The following is a 22,514-nucleotide window of genomic DNA, read 5'->3' on the forward strand; positions in this document are numbered from 1 at the left end:
TTGTAGTTGGCTGACGCGTCAGCCAACTACAAACTGCCAACCACGTTTAAATCACCACATTCTTCGGCGTACTCGGGTTGTTGTCGCTTTCGTTGAACGGATACGGCAGGAAATTGCGGTTGCGCTCGGCGGCCGTGGCGGGCGTAGTGCCCGGTCCCGGACGCTCAAACCGGCGGCTGTCCTCCAACCGGAATCCCTGAAACGCCAGTTCGATCTGGCGGTTGCGGTAAATTTCCGTCAGCACCGCAGCGGCCGTCTGCGCTCCGGCATAGGCGGGTAGGCCCGCGCCTAAACCAAACGCGTCGGTGGTCTTGGTCAGTACCTTGTTCAGTTCAGCAATGGCGTTGGTCAGGTCATTTTTGCGGGCGTAGGCTTCGGCCCGAATCAGCAGCATCTCGCCCGGCAAGTACACCGGCACGGGCGCATTATTGGCCGTGTAGAATCCCGTGCCTAAGTTTTGCGAGGCCGTCGCGTTGGTGCGGAGGTACACCGATAAACGACGATCAGCCGCAGTGGGAGCGAGGTCGGCGGGTAGCCCCAGCGTGGCATTTTGCGGAGCAAAGACATTGACGTTGCTGAACGCCGTCTCGAAAATAGGGTTGCGGCTGTTGTCGTCAAACGTAAACACCGACCGTTTTGTCAGATCGACCCGACCGGCTGCGGCAATGGCCTTGTCATAATCGCCCACCAGCAAGCTGTAGCGGGCAATCAGCGCCTGAAGCGTGTTGGTAATATCGATACCTGGCACAATGGCCCCGGTAAACGTGGCCGGTGGCGGAGTGGCGCCAATCAGCGTGGCTGCCGCTTCTAACTGCTGAATAGCCTGCTGTAAGGCCTGCACACGCGGCACGAACGGGGCATTACTGCCGGTGGTGATGGGCGTCTGCTCGAAGAACTGCGCCAGTGTTCCCAGCGATAATGCCTTGAAAATTGATGCGTACGCAATAACACCACTTTTGGTGCCCGCATCCTGAATGACTCGGTCGGCGTTGGCCAGAATCACGTCGGCGTTGGAGCGGACCAACTGGCTTGATGCCCAGAGATTACGGACCACGGCGTTGCCGCCCTGCACGCTGGCACCGCCCTGTTCCAGAAACAGTTCATCGGTGTTGCCCGCGTTCAGTACGCGCAGTTCGCGGGTGGTCAGACCACCGGCCGCTACGGCGTTGTAAATGACACCGAGCCGCCCAACGGTGTAGCGAAATTGTAACCCGTTGGCCAGCGTGATCAGCCCATCGGTCGAGTTAACGACCTGCTGCTCGGTGGCTACGCTGGGGTTTAGATATTCCTCCTGACAGGCATTCTGAGTGAACAGCACGGTGAGCAGGGCAGTCGTAAGGATGTATCTTTTCATGAATGTGTGTCTTGTCAATTAAAACGAAGCAGTCAGTTGAAGGCGGTAGGTGCGCGGAATGGGGACGTTGCCAAAATCGACGCCCCGCAGCCGGTCGGTGGTGCCGCCCGCGTTGGTTTCCGGGTCAAAACCGTTGTAGTTGTCCCACGAGATCAGGTTGCGCCCAATCAGCGACAGGTTCAGCCCGCTGATGGCCTTCGTAAATTTCGGAAACTGGTAGCTCAGCGCTACTTCGCGCAGCTTCACGAATGAGCCGTTGTCGACCCTAAATTCTTCGATGGGGCCGATGGCGAAGATGTAGCCGCGCGTCAGCGTTCCACGCATTTCCTGTTCGGTCAGCGGACCAATACCCACGTTCTCCCGCGTCCGCTTGTCGGCGTTGAATACTTCTAAACCCTGCACTGCATCGAGCAGCACGCGCAGGCCCAGCCCTTTATAGGTCATGCTGCTGCTGAACGAGCCGGTCCAGTCAGGATTAGGATCGCCAATAACCGTTCGGACAAACGTGCCCGTGGGCTGCCCTTCGGGCGTGCGCTGCGGGGTGAAATTCACCAAACCGTCCTGCGTACCCCGTTCGCGCTGCGGCAGTCCCTGCGGTGTCAGCAGCAGGGAGCCGTCGGTGTTGCGGGCGTAGGGGAAACCGTAGAAGACACTGGCGGGCTGGCCTTCGAGCAGTGCCACCGGTGCGCCGGCCACGTTGCTGATGTCGATGCGCGGACTGCCCAGCGACAGGACCTTGTTCCGGTTGCGATTGAAAATAAATGTCATGTCCCAGGTCAGGTCCTTCGTGCGCACCGGCACTACGTCGAGCATAATTTCGACGCCTTTGTTTTCCATCGTACCGACGTTCGTCACTAAGCTGAATCCACCCGTCGACGGAGCCACGACGCGGTCGACGGTCAGGTCGGTGATACGCTGGCGATAAGCCGTGATGCCGAGGTTGATTCGGTCTTTGATGAACGAGAGGTCCGCCCCAAATTCGAGTTCGCGCATCCGCTCGGGGCGTACGGCCGGGTTGGCCAGCGATGACGACGGCGTGATGGTGCCCTTGCCCAGAAACGCAATCGGCAGGTACTGATAGAAACGGTCCGTTGGGCTAAGCGCCGTCAGTCCACCTGCATCGCCGAACGACGCCCGCAGTTTAGCTGCGCTGAAAGCCTTGTTGAACGACCCCTTCTGCCAGAAATCCAGATCCGACAGCACTAATGAGCCGCTTACTTTCGGGTACAACTGGTTGGATTCGGACGGTGAAAAAATCGTGGACCGGTCGCGCCGGATGGCTCCGGTAATGAACGCTAAATTCCGGTAGCCGACGGTAGCCTGGGCAAACTCACCGCTCAGGTTAAAACGGGTCAGGCCGTAACCTGCCCGGACGGTCGTAGTGGCTCCGCTGACAGTTTCAATAAATGGGGCCAGATTTTGCCCGTTCGCCTGGCTGAAATCCTGCTGGTTGTACTGGTAGTTGAAACCGGCAATGACTTTCAGGCTGAAATCCTTTGTCAGTTCGCGCTGGTAAGTGGCGTTGACGTCGGCATTGAGTTGCAGCACCGTGTTGGTCGCCGAAGCGGCAAAGCCAAACGGGTAGCGTTCGAGCGGCAGACCGGCCGCTGCCTGATACGGATACGGCCGAATGTAGCTGCGGCCCACCTGCCCGTAGGTATCAACGCCAAGGATGGCGTCGATGGTCAGGCCGCGCAGGGGCGTCAGGTTCAGTTGCACGTCGTTGATGGTCCGGCTAACGGCCTGCGTGAAGTTCATGTCTTCGACCGTTGACAGCGGATTGACGCGCGTTGGCTCCACGGCCCTCAGGTTTCCGGCGGGGTCGCGCTGGGTGATATCGTAGATGTTGTTGGTGATGTTGACCGAGTTAATCGGGCTGTAGAACACGTTGCCGTTTGCTTTCTCATTGGCGAAACTGTTCACGTAGCTCAGCCCCACCGACAGTTTGGCCCAGTTAGTGAGTCGCTGGTCAAGGCGGGCGCGGAGGTTGTAGCGGGTGAAGTCCGTGTTTTTGAGAATGCCTTCGTTCTTCAGATACCCAAACGAGACGTAGTAGCTGGTATTTTCGCGTCCGCCCGACACCGAAATGGTATTATCGGTGCCGTAGCCGGTTCGGAATATCTGGTCGAAGTAATTGTAGCGCGTCACGTCGACCAAGTTCGTGGCTAAAGGCGTAGTAGCGCCATCGCGAACAATACCCACCGTCGTGACGCCGGGGTTAGCCGCAATCTGAGCCGCCGAAACGCCCCCAATCGGGTGGAGCCGTAAGCCTGCAAAACCAAACTGCTTACCATACGTAGTAATCGGAACGCTTTTGCGTAGTTCGTTCACGCTGGCGCTGGCCGTAAACGTAACGCGCGGTGCGCCCGTCTGCCCGCGCTTGGTGGTAATAAGCACTACGCCATTCGACGCCCGCGAGCCGTACTGCGCTGCCGCTGCCGCGCCGTTGATAACGTTGATGCTGGCAATGTCGGCGGGGTTGAGATCGGCCAAGCGGTTCGTACCAGCGTTGGCAATACCCACCTGATCCGAAACGGCCTGCTGCGATACGTTCGGGCTGGCGTTGCTGACGATGACGCCGTCGATGACGAACAGCGGGTCCGACGAGCCCGACAGCGACTTGATGCCCCGGAGCCGGACACTGATACCCCCCCCCGGGTCGCCGGAGTTCTGGGTAATCTGCGCCCCTGGCACTTTGCCCTGGAGCGAGTTGAGCAGCCCACCCGAACCGGATTCGGCTAAGGCCTGGGCTTTGATGGTGCTAATGGCGTTGCCGAGTTCGCGTTTGGGAGCCGACAGCGTCGACCCGATAATGACGACTTCGTCGAGCGTCTGGTTGTCTTCGGTCAGGGCCACGTCGGTCGTGACCGTCTCCTGCGAACCGAGACTAATGGCGCGATTGGCCGCTGCGTACCCAATGGACGAAAAGGCCAGTGTGTAGGAGCCGGGCGCAACGGTGACGCCGAGCGAATAGGTGCCGTCGGCCACGGTTGTCGTACCTTGGGTTGTCCCTCTGAGCAGCACCGTGACACCGGGAACACTGGCTCCGTTAGCGTCGGTAGCGCGGCCTTTGAGCGTGTAGCGGTTGCCCTGTGCGAGGGCATTGCCGCAGATTAGAAGCATGAGTCCCAGCAGCCAGAGAGGCCGGATGTGGTGAGTAAGCGGTGTGTATTTGTGGGTCATAAGCCAGTATAAAGTAAGTAGATGAGGGATTTATAAGCATCGTAGCCGAAATATACACATCAAAAAATTTAGCTCACTACTCAGTTTTTCCGGATACCGGCCTGGTATCGTCGCCGGTGCAACTCAAACTAATCAAATAGCTGGCAATCCTGGATTAGCCTATGACGAGCTCCTTCACAAATTCTTTATTTATAATTAAAGAAAAGAATAATTATAATTGTGCGCCTTGTGCCTTTAAGAGGCAATGCCTTTGTTTTATTATCAACCTTATGCGTGTCAAATTAACCTTACTATGAAAAACGTTTTACGACGAATGTATCGCACTACGCCCCTGCTCATGCTGAGTTGGCTGCTGTGCGTGAGCGCGTTTGCTCAGGATCGCCGGATCACCGGCCGCGTCAACGATGAAACCGGTACGGGTCTGCCGGGGGTGAGTGTCGTTTTGAAAGGCAGTCAGCAGGGTACGACCACCGACGCAGAAGGTAAATATAATGTTGCCGTCACCGGTGGCAGTCCAACACTCGTTTTTTCGTATGTCGGGTATTTATCCCGTGAAGTAGCGGTTGGCAATCAGACAGCCGTCAACGTAGCACTTCAAACGGACAATCAAACACTGGACGAGATTGTGGTTATTGGTTACGGTACCGCCCGAAAATCAGATTTAACAGGTTCCGTTGCGTCCGTCAAACAATCGGAGTTGCAGGAACGCCCTGCGCCTTCGCTGAACCAGGCCCTACAGGGCCGGATGCCGGGTGTGCAGGTAAACAACAACTCGGGCCGTCCGGGTGGACGAACCACAGTCCGCATCCGGGGCTTTAGCTCCATCAACACGTCGAACAACCCACTGTACGTAGTCGACGGCGTCATCCTGCCACAGGGTAACCAGAACCAGTTTTCAAACGCCATCGATTACATCAACCCCAACGACATTGTCTCGGTTGAGGTGTTGAAAGACGCTTCGTCCACGGCTATTTACGGTGCGCGGGGTGCCAACGGTGTTATTCTGGTGACGACCAAGAAAGGCAAAGCCGGTCAGAGCTTGGTAACCTACAACGCCGACTTCAGCGTGAATACGATTGGCCCCAACCGGCCGCGGGTGTTGAACGCCCAACAGTATTTAGATACCGAGGAATTGGCTTACGCCAACATTCAAAAGTATGACAAGGTAGGGTGGGACGCCGGGCGGTACACCTACTTAGACCCGATTGCCCGTCGGAAATCCTACAGCGCCCGATATCCGGGTGTTTTTGACGCCAACCTGAACCCGCTTCACGACACCGACTGGTTTAAGGAAGCAACGCAGAATAAGCTGTCGCAGAACCATCAGTTGGGTTTCAGTGGCGGAAGCGAGCGGACGCAGTATTCGCTATCACTCGGCTACCGGAATGATGAGGGTTTGATCAAAACGTCATATATGAAACGGTACTCGGGCCGCTTCACGGTGGACGACCAAATCAAAAAATGGCTGAAAGTAGGCGGTACGCTGGCCTACAACAGCCAGAGTGAGAACATTGTAGACCAAGGCGACGCCGTAGCCCGGCAGATCGTGGAGGATTTTCCGTTCCTGCCCGTTACGTACCAGGACGGCACATACGCCAGCAATCGCGACTACCCGAGTGCCGAAGGAACGTTTAGTTCATACGCCCGCCTGATGGGCCGCCGGTACATCCTCAACACGCAGACCACGCAGGGTAGCTTGTACGCGAACATTGCCTTAGCCAAAGGCCTGGAGTTTCGGTCAGTACTGGGAGTCAACATTGTGACGCAGGAGCAAAATAACTCGGAGAGCCGGACGCTGAACATTGGTGGCAGCGGAACGGGAGAATCTCGAAATCAAAAAGAAGCGTTCTGGTCGCTGTCGAATACCCTAACGTATAACCGGCAGTTCGGTCAGGACCACTCGGTTACGGGTTTGCTGGGTATTGAGTGGCAGGAGAACCGATTTTTCAGAGTTGCGGCTTTGGTTAACGGCTTCGCCACCGATTACTTCGGCTTTAACAACTTAGCCGCGGGTGCCATAAATCCTCGTGTTGAATCGGATGCATCGCGGTTCGCGTTTAACTCCTACTTCGGGCGGCTCAATTACGGTTTTAGAAATAAATACCTTTTCACCCTGACGGGCCGGGCTGATGGTTCCTCGCGCTTCGGGGAAAACAACAAGTTTGCCTTTTTCCCATCGGCGGCTTTGGCGTGGCGCGTATCGGAAGAAGATTTTTTGAAAACCAATCCGATCATCTCGAACCTGAAGGTGCGGACCAGCTACGGATTGACCGGTAACGCCGAAATTCCAAACTACCAGTCGCTGGCCACGCTAAGTTCGGCCTACGGCACCATTTATAACGACACGCGGGTCGGCGGAACGGGCATTAACCGCTTAGCCAACCCCGATCTGCGCTGGGAAAAAACCGCTCAGTATGACGCCGGATTAGAAATCAGCTTCTTCAAAGGCCGGATTAACCTCGAAGCCGACTACTACTACCGGCTCACGACCGACATGCTGTTAGATGCGCCGGTTCCCCGCACCAGCGGCTACGCCACTATTCGTCAGAACGTGGGGTCGATGGAAAACAAGGGTTTCGAGTTTGGCCTGAACACGGTAAACATCAGCCGGGGCGATTTCACCTGGAACACGACGTTCAACATTTCGCTCAACCGCAACAAGGTGCTTTCGCTGGCCACGCCGTCGGACATCTTTAACGTAGGCGGTCCAAACTTCACCAACCCCACCAACGTCATCCGCGTGGGTGAGCCAGTAGGTGCGTTCTGGGGTCTGACCCGGCTGGGTACCTGGAGCGAGGCCGAGCGCGAAGAAGCCGCCAAGTTTACCAGCTATCGAAACAACCTGACGGTGTTGCCCGGCGACATCAAATACCTGGACGTAAACGGCGACCGGGCCATTACGGACGCTGACCGGAGTATCATCGGCAACGGCAGTCCGAAAGGCTGGGGCTCGTTGATCAATAATTTCCGGTTCAAAAACTTCGACGTTACGTTTGATCTTCAGTTCTCGTACGGCAATGACGTGATGCTGATGAACCTGCACTCGAGCGAAGACCGGCAGGGGCTGGCCAACAGCTACACGTCGGTGCTGAACGCCTGGACGCCGACGAACCAGAACACGCCCATTGCCGAAATTCGGGAAACCCGCGCGGGCTACGTAACCAACGTGGATACCCAATGGATCAAGGACGGTTCATTCCTGCGTGGTCGGAACGCCTTAATCGGTTACACCCTACCGACGCAGTTAACGAACCGGCTGAAACTGAACCGGGTGCGATTCTACGCCACCGTGCAGAACTTCTTCCTGCTGGTCGACGATCCCATCATTGGCGATCCCGAAGTGACGCCTACCAACCAAGGCAACGGCAACAGCGCCTTTTCACAGGGTATGATCTGGCACAATTATCCGAAGCCGACTACCTACCTGGCTGGTCTGCAAATCAGTTTGTAAACGTAAAATTATCGCCATCCGGTGGTTGTTGCTCATAGCATAACCAATGACCACCGGATGACAAAACACCAAAACTCCTGAATTCACCATGCGATATACCGTAGTAAAGACCATTACTAAGGCCCTGCTGTGCGGCACCGTTCTGCTCGGCCCCGTTGGCTGTTCCGATTTCTTAGACGAGCAGCCACCGGCAAACCTGACCACTGACAATTTTTACACTATTCCCGACCACGCCGAAGCCGCGCTGGCTTCCGTGTACGCCGATGCGCGCTTCTTCGGCGGTGGAGCCGGTATCTTTTCGTCCAACTGGCAGTTGCTGGAAGCTATGACTGGCACGTCGACGACGGAAACTGCCCAAAACTCGGACCTCAATAACCTGTATAGCTTGTCGCACGACGGCAACACGGCTCACGTCGTTAACTGGTGGAACGGCTTATACCGCGTCATTGCGCAGGCTAATCAGGTTATCGCCCTGGTTCCGGCTATTCCGTCTTTGCCTGAAACCAGAAAGGCTGAAATTGACGCTCAGAAAACCAAGATTCTTGGCGAAGCCCGGTTCCTGCGGGCCTGGGCGTATTTCTATGCCGTTCGATTATACGGTGACATTCCGCTCATCACTACCCCCCAAACCGATGCCTATGCTGCTGATTTCCGGCCTGCTCGTGCTCCGCAGGAAGAAATCTACAAGCTGATTGTGGAAGATTTAACGGCAGCCGAGGCCGCTGGGTTGAATTGGACGGAAGTCAACGGTCGGGTGAATCTGGCTGCCGTGAAAACGCAGTTGGCGAAGGTGTACCTGACGATGGCCGGTTTTCCCCTGAGCAAAGGCGCGTCGCATTACACGCTGGCCGCCAACAAAGCGCTGGAAGTAATTACGTATGCCAACGCCAACCCGACGGTGATCAATCTGTTCACGAACTACGAGGACGTACACCGAGAACAAACCGAAAACCGGCTGGAGCACCTGTTCATGCTTCAGTACAACACAGTCGTGCCAGGAATAAACGTGTCGGGAGTAGATGTACCAGGGGGGGGCAATCCGATGGATAATTTCTACGGGAACTTTAAGCCGATCAACTTCAACGGTCCCACGGGTACGGGCAGCTCGATTCCGACGCTGGATTTTTATAATTCCTTCGAAGCGGGCGACCGTCGGACCAAAGACCAAGAAGGATATTTTTACACGACCTATTTCACCAACGGCACCGGCGCTCGGTTTGAGCTGGGCCGCCCGTACGTGTTCAAGCATTTCAACCGAACCTCCAATGGCACATCCGGTACGCCGGGTACGCGCCAAAACAACTTGAACGTACCACAGATTCGCTTTGCCGAAACGTTGCTTATCTACGCGGAAGCGCAGAATGAAGTGGGTGGCCCGACGTCGGGGACGATTGATGCCCTGAAGCGCATCCGCGACCGGGCGCAACTGACGACGCCCGCTTTAGGTGGCTTCACGCAGGCTACTTTCCGGGATGCCGTGCTGCGGGAGCGCACGTATGAGTTTTGCTACGAACAAATCACGTGGTTCGACATGGTGCGCACCCGCAAGGTATTTAACGAAAAGACCAAAGGCTTCGACAACTTCGTGGGTCACGTGAACCTGAACACCAATAAGGCCTTGGAAGCGAAGCATCTGTTGCTGCCCATTCCGCGGCAGGAACTGCTGAATAACCCAAACTTGAAAACCCAGAATCCGGGTTACCCGCTCTGAAATTAATCAGGAGATACGCAGAAACTTGATTCAAACGCCGAACCGCACTAATCTGTGGTTCGGCGTTTATCATTAGGGTGTAAACGGAACGACCGTCGTTGGCCAGACTGGTACAGAATGCCATTTTTCGGTAGTTTTGTCAACGCTAAAGTCACCAAATTATGATCCATCGCATCGTTTTCATCTGGTTTACCCTTGCCAGCCTGATTGCCCATTTGTCAACCGCCCAGACGACTGTATCTGCTTTCGCTAAACAGCGTTACGCTACCCTACCGCAGGCTTTAGCCGCAACCGGGCAACTTACCGGCTCGACGGGTCCGCGCAGCGTGAACTGGATTGAGGGCGGCAGTAAGTTTTCCTACATCGACGGGCAGCGGGTTATTAAAACCCTGTCGCCAAAAGATCAGTCGGAGATCGTCGTGTTCGATGGCAGTCAGCTCAAATTTCCTGGCACGGATAAGCCGTTCACCTACGGCTCGTTTCAGTGGTCGAAAGACTCGAAGAACATCCTATTTCAAACCAACTTTCGGCCCGTTTACCGCCGGTCGGGCGTGTCGGATTACTACGTGTATTCAGTAGCCGATAAGGGCCTGAAACTTGTTGCCAAAGACGCCCAGACCGCCGAACTTGCCCCCGACGGTAGTAAGATCGGCTACGAGCGGGGCGGCAACCTGTTCACATTCGACTTCGGAACACAACGCGAGACCCAACTGACCGACGACGCTAAACCCGCTTTTTACAACGGTCGCTTTGGCTGGGCCTACGAGGAAGAGTTCGGCCTGGCGCAGGCCTGGGAATGGTCGCCCGACAGTAAATTCATTGCCTTCTGGCAGTCTGACGAGCGGCAGGTACCTATCTACAAACTGACGGATTACAAGGGGTTCGACGAGAAATACGATTCGCTGCCGTACCCGCGCGTCGGCGACCAAAACCCGACCGTTCGCATTGGTGTGATTGAACTGGCTAACCGCAGGAAAGAGTGGATGAAAGTAGACTTGGGCCGCGACGGCGGACCGGACGGTTATATTCCGCGCATCTACTGGACCTCGCAGGCCGGGCAATTGGCGTTGGTGCACCTCAACCGTAAACAGAATCACCTGCGGCTGTTTATGGCCGATGGTCGCACGGGTAATACGAAACAGATTATGGAGGAGAAATCCAGTACCTGGGTCGACGTGTTTGATTTCTTCGCGGGTATCAACCACCTGCTCTACTTTCCGGCTGGTACCAACGAGTTTTACTGGGTATCGGACCGGGACGGTTTCGCGCACCTCTACCGCTACGATTATTCGGGTAAGCTGCTCAATCCCGTCACAACGGGTAAGTGGGAGGTGACTTTCGTGCACCACATCGACCCCAAAGCGAAAAAGGTTTACTTCACATCCACAGAAGCATCGCCATTGGAGCGGCACCTGTTCGTAGCCGACCTCGACGGCAAAAATAAGCGTCGGCTGACGACGGTGGCCGGGCGGCACACGGTCAACCTCTCACCGAACGGCCAGTATTTCATTGATCGCTACTCGAACGTGCAAACGCCCACGCAGGTTGAACTGCGCGACACGCAGGGCAAACTTATCAAAGCGCTGGAAACCAACGCCACCGTAACTAACTACGTAACCAGCCATGCCTACGCGCCGAAAGAACTAATCAGTTTCACTACTTCCGATGGGCAAAAAATTGACATTTCCATCATCAAACCGCTGGGGTTTGTGCCTACCCAGAAGTACCCCGTCGTGCTGGATATTTACGGCGGACCGGGCGCTCAATCGGTTTATAATGAATGGACTACGACGGGCTGGCATCAATGGTTAGCGCAGTCGGGCTACGTGGTCGTGAGTGTCAACAATCGGGGCAGCGGGGGATACGGCCGCGATTTTGAGAAGGTCGTGTATGAAAAATTAGGCAAGTTTGAGAGCCTGGACTTTGCTGAAACGGCGAAGTACTTAGCCACCCAACCGTGGGCTGACGCCAGCCACATGGCCATTCGGGGCCACAGCTACGGCGGCTACATGAGCAGCTACACCATGCTTACCCATCCCGGCGTTTTTAAAGTGTCACTGGTAGGTGCACCCGTCACCGACTGGCGGCTGTACGACAGCATATACACCGAGCGATACATGGGACTGCTGCCCGAAAACGACGCGAAATACACGGTCAGCGCCGTATCGCCTTACGCCAAAAACCTGGCTGGTAAGATGTTCATTGCGCACTCAACGATGGACGAGAACGTACACGTCCGTAACACGTTCCAGTTAATGAACGCGCTCGAAGACGCGGGCAAGGACGCTGACCTGCGCATCTACCCGCCCGGTGCACACGGCGTATCGTATAATTCAGCGAGTTACCAGCTTCTCTATCAGCAGTATACAGCGTATTTAGAGCGTAATTTGAAAGGTGAGGTGGCGAATTGAAGAAGCGATTCGTTTCTTACGTGTCTCTATCGCGTGTAGAATGCACCTTTGGCAATCGTCGATTCGTATTCGTAGTTAATCGTTTCCAGAAATTTTCCCGTCACTCAGCCGATGTCGGCGTTGCGGATGAACACGAATCGCCGAACGCCGTAATTTACCGTGTAGCTCTTCACAACGGCGTCGAGCCAGAGCGCAGCCGCCACCAATTGCTTTTCGTTGAGCTTGTCCTGAATGGTTTGCAGGTTTTTCTCCGCTTTGCCCCGAACCGCCACATCAGCAATGCCGGAGAGGTCGGGCCGGGTCAGACGTGGGTAGTCACTCCGCGCTAATTGACGAAACCGACTTACGTCAGCAATCGTGATAGGAACGGCGGTTGTTGCGGCTTTTTCGGGGTACAGATACGTTGCCAGCGATTCGACGGCATCCCCCGCCACGCCAATTACCCGGCGTTCGCGCAAACCAGGTGGAGCTTCAGCGAGCCGGGGCGTCAGGAACGTGTTGGCCATCGCCTGGACCAGCCGCTGCGCTTCTTTTCAATAGGCGTTCATGATCATCGACGGCTGATTGTCGATCCGGCTTACCAGCAAGTTGGTGTCAACGGGCAACGTAAGTTCATGGAACGTCCGGGGTATTTTGGGGGTAAGTTGTTCGATGTAACCCCCGGTTGTGCCATTAGCTCCCAGATTGAGCGACGAAGTACTTGTCCATACTTTACGCGGGATGGCACCAATCGTGAACAGTTCGGCTTCGCGGCTCGCACTCAGCGTCGTGTCGATGCGCAGGTTGTCGGTTGGCAGCGTCTGCATCAACTGATTATAAAGGGATTGCTTACCCGCTGCTGACCGCACAAAATTGTCCTGAATGTCACTGCTGAATACGACGAAAATACGCTCGTTGGCAATGTTGTAGTGCCGAATGGAATCCAGGCCGACGACCGGCGCATTTTGACTAAACCGCAACGAGCGGGATGCATCGGCTACCGGTTCGCCGTTAGGAATGTAGAAGTTCGACCGAACGTCTTTCTCGTAGAAATCACTTTCGTACCTGGTCTTGAAAATGGCAACCCGCACCCCCGACGTTCCGATCTGAATGCCCACGTAAAGGTTCTTTCCGGTAATGTCGCGTACGACTTCGTTAACGGCCCAGCCACTGGCCACGTACTTCAGTTTGCCGTACCGCGCCCGTGCCAGTTCGAGATAATACACCGCATTGTCGGGTTGATTGACATCACTGTAAGCCAGGCCGAGGTTTTCGTTGGTCACGGCCGTCCAATAGCGGCTGGTTTTACGCACCATTGGCAAGGCCCGGTTGAGCAGGTTGATCGACTCTTCCGATTTATTGACGGCCCGGAGCGTACCGGCCAGTCTAATGTAGTGAATGGCCTGCGTAAGACTGGTGGCCGTTTGAGCTAAAGCTGACTGGAGCGGACCCGCCATGGGCCAGGACCAGCCCAACCAGCAGACTGGTGGGAACAAGACGTTTCATAAAAATAGGTTAGGTTGTATCGTTGATAAGACCACCGGCGGGACACTAAGTCATTATACTGGCCAAATTTTAGCTTTGTGTGAATTATAACGATATTGTTTAGGTAGTCCCCGTTCCGGATAGGTGGTACGGATGATACGGGCGTTTCGTTTTCGACGTATCTTGAGCGGAAATACAACCAGTTTCCGATTCATGATCCATCGTCTATCTCTCCTCGCCGGTTTACTACTAACTGGCGGTCTGCTTCAGGCGCAAACGCCTGTCTCCTCCTCACCCGGCATTGGTGCGTTCACCACCGGCATGGTCCGTAATGCGGGTTTCATGACGTACTACTGGGACACCCGGAAGGGTAAAATCTGGCTCGAAATCGACAAATTCGATACCGAGTTTCTGTACTACCCGACGCTGGCACAAGGCGTCGGCTCCAACGACATTGGGCTGGACCGGGGGCGGCTGGGGCAGGAGCACGTGGTCAAATTCCAGCGGAGTGGCAATAAAGTGCTGCTCATCGAACCTAACTATGCCTACCGCGCTCTGACAAACGATCCATTAGAACGGCGGGCGGTAGAAGAATCCTTCGCGCAGTCGGTGCATGCCGGTTTTGAAATTGCCGCCGAAAGTGAAAACAAGGTATTGGTTGACCTCACGCCATTTCTACTACAGGATGCCGTGGGAGCCGCGCAGGCCATCGCTCAAATCAAGCAGGGCACCTACAAATTCGATCCCATGCGGAGCGCAATGCACATGCCCGGTACGAAGGCATTCCCCCAAAATACGGAATTCGAGACGATCATCACGCTCACCGGCGAGGGAGCCGGTTCGTACCTGCGCGAGGTGGTGCCAACGCCTGCCGCCGTGACCATGCATCAGCATCATTCATTCGTTGAACTTCCCCCGGCGGATGGGCCTGGCAGCTACAAGCCCCGCCTGTTCGATCCACGCATCGGTTACGGTGGCATCGAATTTTATGATTATGCCACGCCCGTCAGCCAGCCCATCACGAAACGCTTTATTTCGCGGCATCGGCTGGAGAAGCGCGACCCGTCGGCGGTTGTTAGTGAGGCCGTTAAGCCGATTATCTATTACCTCGACCCCGGCACACCTGAACCCATCCGCACGGCCCTGATGGAGGGCACGGCCTGGTGGAATCAGGCGTTTGAAGCGGCCGGGTTCAAAAATGCGTTTCAGGTGAAACTGCTCCCGGCTGACGCCGACCCGATGGATATTCGCTACAACGTCATTCAGTGGGTGCACCGCTCCACGCGCGGCTGGAGCTACGGAGCCAGCATCATCGACCCGCGCACGGGCGAAATTCTCAAAGGGAAAGTTACGCTGGGGTCACTGCGCGTTCGGCAGGATTATTTGATTGCACAGGGCTTGGTTGGAGAGTTCAACACGTCTACCGACCCGGCCGCACCGGATAACTCACCGATGCTGCAAATGTCGCTCGACCGGCTCCGGCAGTTGGCCGCGCACGAGGTTGGCCATACGCTGGGTTTGCCGCACAACTATTTAGCCAGCATACAGGGGAGGGCGTCGGTTATGGATTACCCGACGATGGTTGCCAAAGTTAAAGGCGCAGCCATCGACTTGTCGGACGCGTATGCCAAAGGGATTGGGGTATACGATAAATGGAGCATTCGGTATGGCTACGAACAATTCGCCAACGGCGCTGACGAGAAGAAAGAGCTGGATAAGATCGTGATGCAGATGCAGGCGGCCGGATTATCGTTCCTAACCGATCAGGACGCCCGGCCCGAAGGATCGGTGCATCCGGCCACGCACCTTTGGGACAATGGAACCAATGCCGTAGATGAACTTCAGCGCGTGATGGCCGTACGGACGGTAGCACTGAGTAATTTTAGTGAAGCCAAGATTCCGGTTGGGATGCCGATGGCGACGCTCGAAGAAGTATTCGTGCCGATGTACATGTTCCACCGCTACCAGGTCGAAGCAGCCGCCAAAGTACTCGGTGGGCAGACGTATACCAACGCGTTACGTGGTGACCAGCAGGCCGTGATGTCAATCGTTCCGGCGGCTGAGCAAAACCGGGCACTGACGGCGTTACTGACGACGCTGGACCCGACTTTTCTGGCCGTGCCGAACCGGGTATTGAGCCTAATTCCGCCCCGCCCGTTCCGTTTCGACCCAAATCCGCGCGAAGTGTTCAAACGCCATACGGGACTGGCCTTCGATGCCATGGCCCCGCCCGAAGCCGCCGTTGGCCTCACACTGCGCATGATTCTCAACCCCGAACGCTGCGCCCGGCTGGCCGGGCAAAAGGTACGTGATCTCCGGCTGCCCGATCTGAACGATGTATTTGACCAATTGCACGGGGCGATAGTGAAGTCGTCCCCGCTGAAAAAAGCGAACTACACGGGCGAAATCGCCCGAATGACCGAACGGATGTACATTGACCAGCTTATCCGTTTAGCCACCAACAAAGACGCTGACGGTAGCGTGCGGGCAGCGACCCACGAAGCGATTGTTAAGGTTTACAACACTAAGTCGAAGGAGATTGCCCCCTACCGCAATGCCTACAATGCCTACCTCCTATGGATTATTAGCCAGTACCTGAGTGATCCCGACCGGACGGTATCGGCACCACCGGTGTCACCACCCGATGGCGCACCCATCGACCCCGGTCAGGAATGGCTCAGCCCCGACTGCGACTGGCAACGGTAGACACTCATGCTGACTAACCGTTGCTAACCTACAGCAAGAAGGCCCGTTATCGCGCGATAACGGGCCTTCTTGCTGTAGGTTAGCAACCCGATTAATCCCGATAATCCTTGTCGTAGGGAAACTGCCGGGACGCTTTCCGCATGATGGTCGTTATAATGCTGCCGGTGTCGCTGCCAAAGCCGCGCGACAGCGTTTTGTCGTATTTCCACAGCAGTTCGCCCGTTTTGCCGTCGTTGATGCTGATAACGGTTTTGCCGGTGTTCGTAGCACCCCCAAATCCCACAAGTGCGCTCATGGCAATGGCGGCTCCGTTGGACATAGGCTGGGTGCTTTCAAAGGTGCCCGACACGATACCATCAACGTTCAGAATTTTAGCTAACTCTTCGGGCGTAAAACCCGCCAGCGTTTCGTACGTAACGGCGTTGCGTTCCAGCATGGCGTTTGTGCGGGCCACATCCTGAATGTCGACGGTGAGGTCGTTGCTTTCCTTGCGTTTCAGAAAGTACGAATGAATGGCGCTTTGTACGGCCAGCCCTTCGCGCTTTTCGAGAACTGCTACACCGGCCGGACCGCCGTTTTTCTCGACTTCTTTTGGGCGAAGCTGCAACGTGGTCTTAATCGGCAGAATGGCCAGCGTTTTGTGAGTTTTAGCCAGTGTTTTGAAGTTGGCATTGGTGTAAATCTCCCGCGTCTGCGCGACACTGGTGATTGCCACGCTCAAGAGTAATACGGTGGTAAGAATGTGTTTCATGAAAGAAGTAAGAGTTTGAAAAACGATGCATATTACGAAGAACGCGCGTGGTGCACCAGCAAGTTGTTACGAAACGGTATTATTCCGGGATGAACTGCGTAAACAAAAAAACCAGTCGTAGTGACCGGTTTTTCGTTTACGTCAGTACGTCTTGACTAAATCTACACCTCCAGCGTACTCAGCACCCCATTCATACCTCTGACGGCATCGGCCGATTTGCTGAAAGCGGCCTGCTCCTCGTCGGTCAGTTTATAGTCGATGATTTCTTCCCAGCCGTTTCGACCTAGCACCACTGGTACGCCCAGACAAATGTCCGACTGACCATATTCGCCTTCCAGCAGCACACAGGACGGAATAACACGCTTCTGATCGCGCACAATACTCTCGACCATCATGGCCCCGGCCGCGCCCGGTGCATACCAGGCTGACGTGCCGATGAGTCCCGTCAGCGTGGCTCCACCAACCATAGTGTCGGCGGCTACTTTTTTCAGGGTCTCTTCATCCAGAAACTGGCTTACCGGCACCCCGCCTTTGGTGGCTAAGCGCGTCAGCGGAATCATGGTTGTATCGCCGTGCCCACCAATCACCGACGCCTGGATGTCGTGGGGGGAGCAATTCATGGCCAGCGACAAGTAGGTCTTGAACCGGGCCGAATCCAGCGCACCACCCAACCCGATCACGCGGTTTTTTGGCAGCCCCGATGACTTCAGCGCGAGGTACGTCATGGTGTCCATCGGGTTGGAAATAATGATGAAAATAGCGTCGGGGGAGTGTTTCAAGATGTTTTCTGTCACCCCCTTCACAATGCCTGCGTTAATGCCAATGAGGTCTTCGCGGGTCATGCCCGGCTTGCGCGGCAGACCCGATGTGATGACGACAACATCTGAACCGGCCGTTTTTTCGTAGTTATTGGTAGACCCTGTCAGGTTGATGTCGCAGTCGAGTAGCGTCGATGCCTGGAGCATATCGAGGGATTTTCCTTCGCTGATGCCTTCTTTAATGTCTAATAGGACAACTTCGTGGGCAAGCTCCCGGCGGGCAATGTTGTCGGCGCAGGTAGCTCCAACGGCCCCGGCACCTACTACAGTAACTTTCATACGGTATTCGAAATTAAAAGGTTAAAAAGCGACTGCAAAAGTACGGTCCCATGCCGCCACAAACCAATAGGGGCTGGATTAAACTTCTACCCCCATTATTCCGTTTATGAACTATTCATGATGTTAATTTTGCTAAAGGCCTTTCAGTAAGAGATACCCAATTTTGGACACTTATTTTGGTTCGTTAAACAAAGTCCCTCAGTTGGCATCTAATGACTAAAGTCCACGAAAACAAATGGCAACCAAAGGTTTAGTGACGCGCATTCTAACATCTATCTTTTTTAAACGGGCCAATATTGGTGCGCTCAAGTACGCCCGTAACAGTAAAAGCCTGTTTAATTTAATCCGGGATGCCGTTAATAAAAGCGGGGGGCTGTCGGGCGCGAACGTAGCGGCCTTTCGAGAGCAGTTGAGCGTCGTTACGCGGCTGCTGAAAGCCTACGCATCCGGCACGTACCGTCAGTTGCCGTGGAAAACATTAATTCGGATCATTGCGGTGCTGATTTACTTTGTGTCACCAATTGATATTTTACCCGATTTTCTGCCCATCATCGGTCTCACCGACGACATTGCCCTGATGCTGTGGCTGTTTAGTGGCATGGGCGACGATATTGAGAAGTTCCGCCAGTGGGAGACCCACGCAACAACCCCGGAGCAGCAGGCCCCCCAACGGACCGGTCAGCAGCCCCTCAAAACGATCAGGATTGGGTAAGTTTCACCCATTTATGATACATTGTACCACAGAGTTTTCTATTTTTGCATACATTCAAATCCCGGGAATCATGATTAACACAAGCATTTTAGCATTTATGGGTTTGGGCGGTCAGGAAATGATCTTCATTTTCGTGGCATTGCTCCTGCTGTTCGGCGCGAAAAAGATTCCCGAACTCGCACGGGGACTTGGTAAAGGCATTCGTGAATTCAAAGACGCCACGAAAGACGTTCGCGAAAACATTGAAGATGGCCTGAAAGAATCAGATCCGACGAAGTAATCTCAATTAATAAACAGCCAATCGGGCAGCGCCAATCTGACGCTGCCCGATTGGCTGTTTTTAGGTGTTTGGGAGATTTATCATTCCGACCGGTCCGCCGGTGCGGAACGATAAATCTCAACTTTGACTGTCGCGTAAGATTCCTCCTTCCGCACCGGCGGACCGGTCGGAATGATAAATCTCTCCTCTCGTTTTGACCTCCTACCGTACCTTCTCCGCTGTTCAGGCCGACCTTGCTGTCGGCACCATTACCTGCCATAAGTTGGTAGAACACTACCTCGACCGCATCGACAAACATCGTCACCTGAACGCATTCACCGAAGTCTACGCCGACGAGAGCCGGTCGCGGGCCACCAGTATCGATCAGAAACTGGCGGACGGCACTGCTGGCCGATTGGCCGGGATGGTCATTGGTATCAAAGACGTGCTGAATTATGCCGGGCACGGCGTTCGGGCGGGGAGCCGGATTTTAGACAATTTCACGGCTCAGTTTACGGCTACGGCGGTGCAACGACTCCTCGATGAGGACGTCATTATCATCGGGCGGCAAAACTGCGACGAGTTCGCGATGGGATCATCGAACGAGAATTCGGCGTTTGGTCCGGTGCGTAACGCGGCCGATACAAGCCGGGTGCCGGGTGGGTCGAGTGGCGGGTCGGCGGTGGCGGTGCAGGCGGGGCTTTGTTTGGCCAGTATCGGGTCCGACACGGGCGGATCGGTCCGGCAGCCAGCCGCGTTTTGTGGGGTCGTGGGCCTGAAACCGACCTATGGGCGCATTAGCCGATGGGGACTGATCGCCTACGCATCCTCCTTCGATTGCATTGGTCCGATTGCCAACACCGTCGCCGATGCGGCTTTGCTGCTCGAAATTATGGCTGGTCCCGACGAGTTTGACAGCACTGTATCAAGCCAGCCCGTAGGCGCTTATTCCCAGGCGCAATTACCTTCGCACCCCCTCCGCATTGCGTATCTGCGCGACGGCGTTGAAAGCGCGGGCGTCGATGCAACCATTCGTGAGACTACCCAACGCCGGATTAATCAACTGCAACGGATAGGTCACACAGTAGAATCTGTGGATTTCCCCTTACTAAAGTATCTGCTGCCAACGTATTATGTGCTGACAACGGCCGAAGCTTCCTCCAATCTGTCGCGATTCGATGGGGTTCGCTATGGTCATCGGCACATATCATCGACTGACCTTTTATCGTTGTACAAAAAAACCAGGACGGAGGGCTTTGGGGCTGAGGTACGTCGGCGTATTCTGATTGGTACGTTTGTGCTGAGTGCCAGTTACTACGACGCCTATTACACCAAAGCCCAGCAGGTACGGCGGCTGATTCGGCAGGAGACCGAACGTATCTTTGCGCAGTACGACTTTTTGCTGTCGCCTACCACCCCCACGTCGGCGTTTCGACTGGGTGAGAAGGTGGGTCGGCGTTCCGGGGACGATCCGCTGCAAATGTACCTCGCCGACTTATTTACGGTGCAGGCCAACGTGGTTGGGTACCCGGCCATTTCGATTCCCAACGGCACCGATAACACAAATCTGCCGATTGGATTGCAGTTGATGGCCCGGCCTTTTGCCGAGGGTGCATTGGTGGCGCTGGCCAGAAGCTTAGAAATTTATAGTGAAAAATGAACAATGAATAATGGCTAACCCAACGCATAGCTGAAATAAATTACAGGCTGGGTAGCCGTACGTTCATTGTGCATTATACAGTCTGTATTAGTCATTAAAACTTAACCTGTATGGCGTTCCTGAATCGAAACGTATTGAGAATTGGGCTGCTGATTGCCGTGATGCGTATAACAACAGTTGTCCATGCCAATCCAGATTGGGACGAAACGACCATTCAGTTCAGTGACAGCACCATCGCTCGAAAAGACACCGTTGCCGCCCTGCCGACCGTGCCGGACAGTTTGCTGCGGGAGCGGTTAGCTAAACTTCAGAAGGACGTTCCGCTGAACTACCATAAGGCCGTGCATGCGTATGTGGATCTGTTTACCTTCCGCAGGCCGGGCCGGACCAAGTTGGCAATGGAGCGGATTCCGCTGTTTTTCCCGCTCTACGAACGGATGCTGGCCGAGTACGGTCTGCCCGACGAACTAAAATATTTGTCCATTGTCGAGTCAGACCTGACGCCACGGGCCGTTTCCCACGCTGGGGCGGGTGGACTCTGGCAAATTATGCCCGGCACCGGCCGCGACCTCAAACTCTACCAGGACGAATACGTAGACGAGCGGATGGACCCCGTTAAAGCCACCGAAGCGGCCTGCAAATACCTCCGCGATCTGTACAACATCTTCGGCGACTGGGAACTGGCCATGGCCGGGTACAACTGTGGACCGGGAGCCGTGAAACGGGCCATGCGCCGGTCGGGGGGTGACACGTTCTACACAATTTACGACGCCTTGCCCAAAGAGACCCGGGGCTACGTGCCGCAGTTCGTGGCGTTCACCTACCTGATGAACCACGGCAATGACCACGGTATTTTTGCCGAGAACTACCAGTATCCAATCCCGCACGATACTATTCAGGTGTCGGGTTACTTCAACCTCGAAACCTTCGCCAAACACAGCACTATGCCGCTGGCCGATCTGCAAAAAATGAACCCGGCCATTACCACCCATATCCTGCCCGAATACACCCGCCAATACCCGCTGCGGGTGCCGCGCCAGCAGTACGCCTACTTTGCCAGCCGTCGCCGGGCGGTTATGGATTCGGCGAGCCAACTGCCCGCCACGATGGCGCATACTTTGCTGGCCCACGCCGAACCCGTTCGCTACGGAGACGATTCAATAGGGACTTGGGCCGCTTTGAGCAGCAATCCCCTGGCTCACCTGCATCTGGATGCGTTCCCGGCCAGCGAATCAGGAGCGCTATCGGAACGGGTAGATGCATCGTCGGCGAAAGTAGCGGCTCAATCAGCGTTGGCCGAATCGGCCGGTGAACCCGACGACGAGAGTGAAACGGCACCCGCCCGCAAGCCCCGCAAACAAACGTACGTAGTGAAGCAGGGCGACAACCTCGGTGATATTGCCGACCAGTATGGCGTGGCGTTGTACGACCTCAAAAAATGGAATGACCTGCACTCGTCCGCTATTCGTCGGGGTCAGCAGTTAATGATTTTGACGGACGTTATCGAAACCCCCACCGCCACCGAGCGACTGTCTGATCAGGGTATCGCCAAAGCCGCGAAAAAAACCCAGGTTATCGCCCAGACGAAGCAGTTCAAACCGCGCTACCACCGGGTGCAGGATGGCGATACACTCTGGAATATTGTTCAGCGGTACAGCGGCCTGACCATTGACCAGCTCAAGAAAATGAACCACATTCGTGGTAATGCCCTGCGGCCGGGTCAGAAGTTGATTGTGGGGTAGACTGTATCGTGAT

At 55.3% G+C, this 22,514-nt stretch carries 14 protein-coding genes; 8 read left to right on the plus strand and 6 right to left on the minus strand.

The window, feature by feature from the left end; genetic code table 11:
• Positions 1-46 precede the first annotated feature (46 nt).
• Positions 47-1,354, minus strand: coding sequence for a RagB/SusD family nutrient uptake outer membrane protein (locus tag ACYVHB_RS15360; protein WP_461052641.1), 1,308 nt, complete (start codon positions 1,352-1,354; stop codon positions 47-49).
• An 18-nt stretch (positions 1,355-1,372) separates the two neighbouring features.
• Positions 1,373-4,537 carry a SusC/RagA family TonB-linked outer membrane protein gene (locus ACYVHB_RS15365; RefSeq protein ID WP_461052642.1) on the minus strand — a complete coding sequence of 1,055 codons (3,165 nt, stop codon included), beginning with the start codon at positions 4,535-4,537 and terminating at the stop codon, positions 1,373-1,375.
• A gap of 337 nt (positions 4,538-4,874) precedes the next feature.
• On the opposite strand from ACYVHB_RS15365, the gene ACYVHB_RS15370 reads away from it, so the two are divergent.
• The 3 genes from ACYVHB_RS15370 to ACYVHB_RS15380 all read left to right on the plus strand — a co-directional run bounded on the left by ACYVHB_RS15370 (position 4,875) and on the right by ACYVHB_RS15380 (position 12,110).
• Positions 4,875-7,988, plus strand: coding sequence for a SusC/RagA family TonB-linked outer membrane protein (locus tag ACYVHB_RS15370; RefSeq protein WP_461052919.1), 3,114 nt, complete (start codon positions 4,875-4,877; stop codon positions 7,986-7,988).
• Between the two features lie 88 nt (positions 7,989-8,076).
• Positions 8,077-9,699 carry a RagB/SusD family nutrient uptake outer membrane protein gene (locus tag ACYVHB_RS15375; protein ID WP_461052643.1) on the plus strand — a complete coding sequence of 541 codons (1,623 nt, stop codon included), beginning with the start codon at positions 8,077-8,079 and terminating at the stop codon, positions 9,697-9,699.
• Between the two features lie 161 nt (positions 9,700-9,860).
• Positions 9,861-12,110, plus strand: coding sequence for a DPP IV N-terminal domain-containing protein (locus ACYVHB_RS15380; RefSeq protein ID WP_461052644.1), 2,250 nt, complete (start codon positions 9,861-9,863; stop codon positions 12,108-12,110).
• Positions 12,111-12,214: 104 nt separating this feature from the next.
• Here ACYVHB_RS15380 and ACYVHB_RS15385 read toward each other — a convergent pair whose 3' ends face one another.
• Together ACYVHB_RS15385 and ACYVHB_RS15390 are read right to left on the minus strand one after the other, a co-directional pair.
• Positions 12,215-12,616, minus strand: coding sequence for a hypothetical protein (locus ACYVHB_RS15385; RefSeq protein ID WP_461052645.1), 402 nt, complete (start codon positions 12,614-12,616; stop codon positions 12,215-12,217).
• Between the two features lie 27 nt (positions 12,617-12,643).
• Positions 12,644-13,585, minus strand: a complete 942-nt coding sequence (locus tag ACYVHB_RS15390; RefSeq protein ID WP_461052646.1) for a tetratricopeptide repeat protein — start codon at positions 13,583-13,585, stop codon at positions 12,644-12,646.
• A 202-nt stretch (positions 13,586-13,787) separates the two neighbouring features.
• Here ACYVHB_RS15390 and ACYVHB_RS15395 point away from each other — a divergent pair, with 202 nt between their 5' ends.
• On the plus strand, positions 13,788-16,280 hold the full coding sequence (locus ACYVHB_RS15395) for a zinc-dependent metalloprotease (protein WP_461052647.1): 2,493 nt from the start codon (positions 13,788-13,790) through the stop codon (positions 16,278-16,280).
• Positions 16,281-16,371: 91 nt separating this feature from the next.
• On the opposite strand, the gene ACYVHB_RS15400 is transcribed toward ACYVHB_RS15395, so the two are convergent.
• Positions 16,372-17,031: a hypothetical protein gene (locus ACYVHB_RS15400; protein ID WP_461052648.1), complete on the minus strand. Its 660-nt coding sequence runs from the start codon at positions 17,029-17,031 to the stop codon at positions 16,372-16,374.
• Between the two features lie 161 nt (positions 17,032-17,192).
• Positions 17,193-18,128 (minus strand): malate dehydrogenase, encoded by a 936-nt coding sequence (gene mdh, locus ACYVHB_RS15405; RefSeq protein ID WP_461052649.1) that lies wholly within the window; start codon positions 18,126-18,128, stop codon positions 17,193-17,195.
• Between the two features lie 235 nt (positions 18,129-18,363).
• Between mdh and ACYVHB_RS15410 the strand changes: the two genes are divergently transcribed.
• The 4 genes from ACYVHB_RS15410 (at position 18,364) to ACYVHB_RS15425 (ending at position 22,501) form a co-directional block, all read left to right on the plus strand.
• Positions 18,364-18,840, plus strand: coding sequence for a YkvA family protein (locus ACYVHB_RS15410; RefSeq protein WP_461052650.1), 477 nt, complete (start codon positions 18,364-18,366; stop codon positions 18,838-18,840).
• A 70-nt stretch (positions 18,841-18,910) separates the two neighbouring features.
• Positions 18,911-19,120 (plus strand): Sec-independent protein translocase subunit TatA/TatB, encoded by a 210-nt coding sequence (locus ACYVHB_RS15415; RefSeq protein WP_461052651.1) that lies wholly within the window; start codon positions 18,911-18,913, stop codon positions 19,118-19,120.
• Positions 19,121-19,313: 193 nt separating this feature from the next.
• Positions 19,314-20,759, plus strand: coding sequence for an Asp-tRNA(Asn)/Glu-tRNA(Gln) amidotransferase subunit GatA (gene gatA, locus ACYVHB_RS15420; RefSeq protein WP_461052652.1), 1,446 nt, complete (start codon positions 19,314-19,316; stop codon positions 20,757-20,759).
• A gap of 110 nt (positions 20,760-20,869) precedes the next feature.
• Entirely contained in the window at positions 20,870-22,501 is a 1,632-nt protein-coding gene (locus ACYVHB_RS15425; protein WP_461052653.1) for a lytic transglycosylase domain-containing protein, read from the plus strand.
• Positions 22,502-22,514 lie beyond the last annotated feature (13 nt).

It is taken from the genome of Spirosoma arcticum (assembly GCF_054779955.1).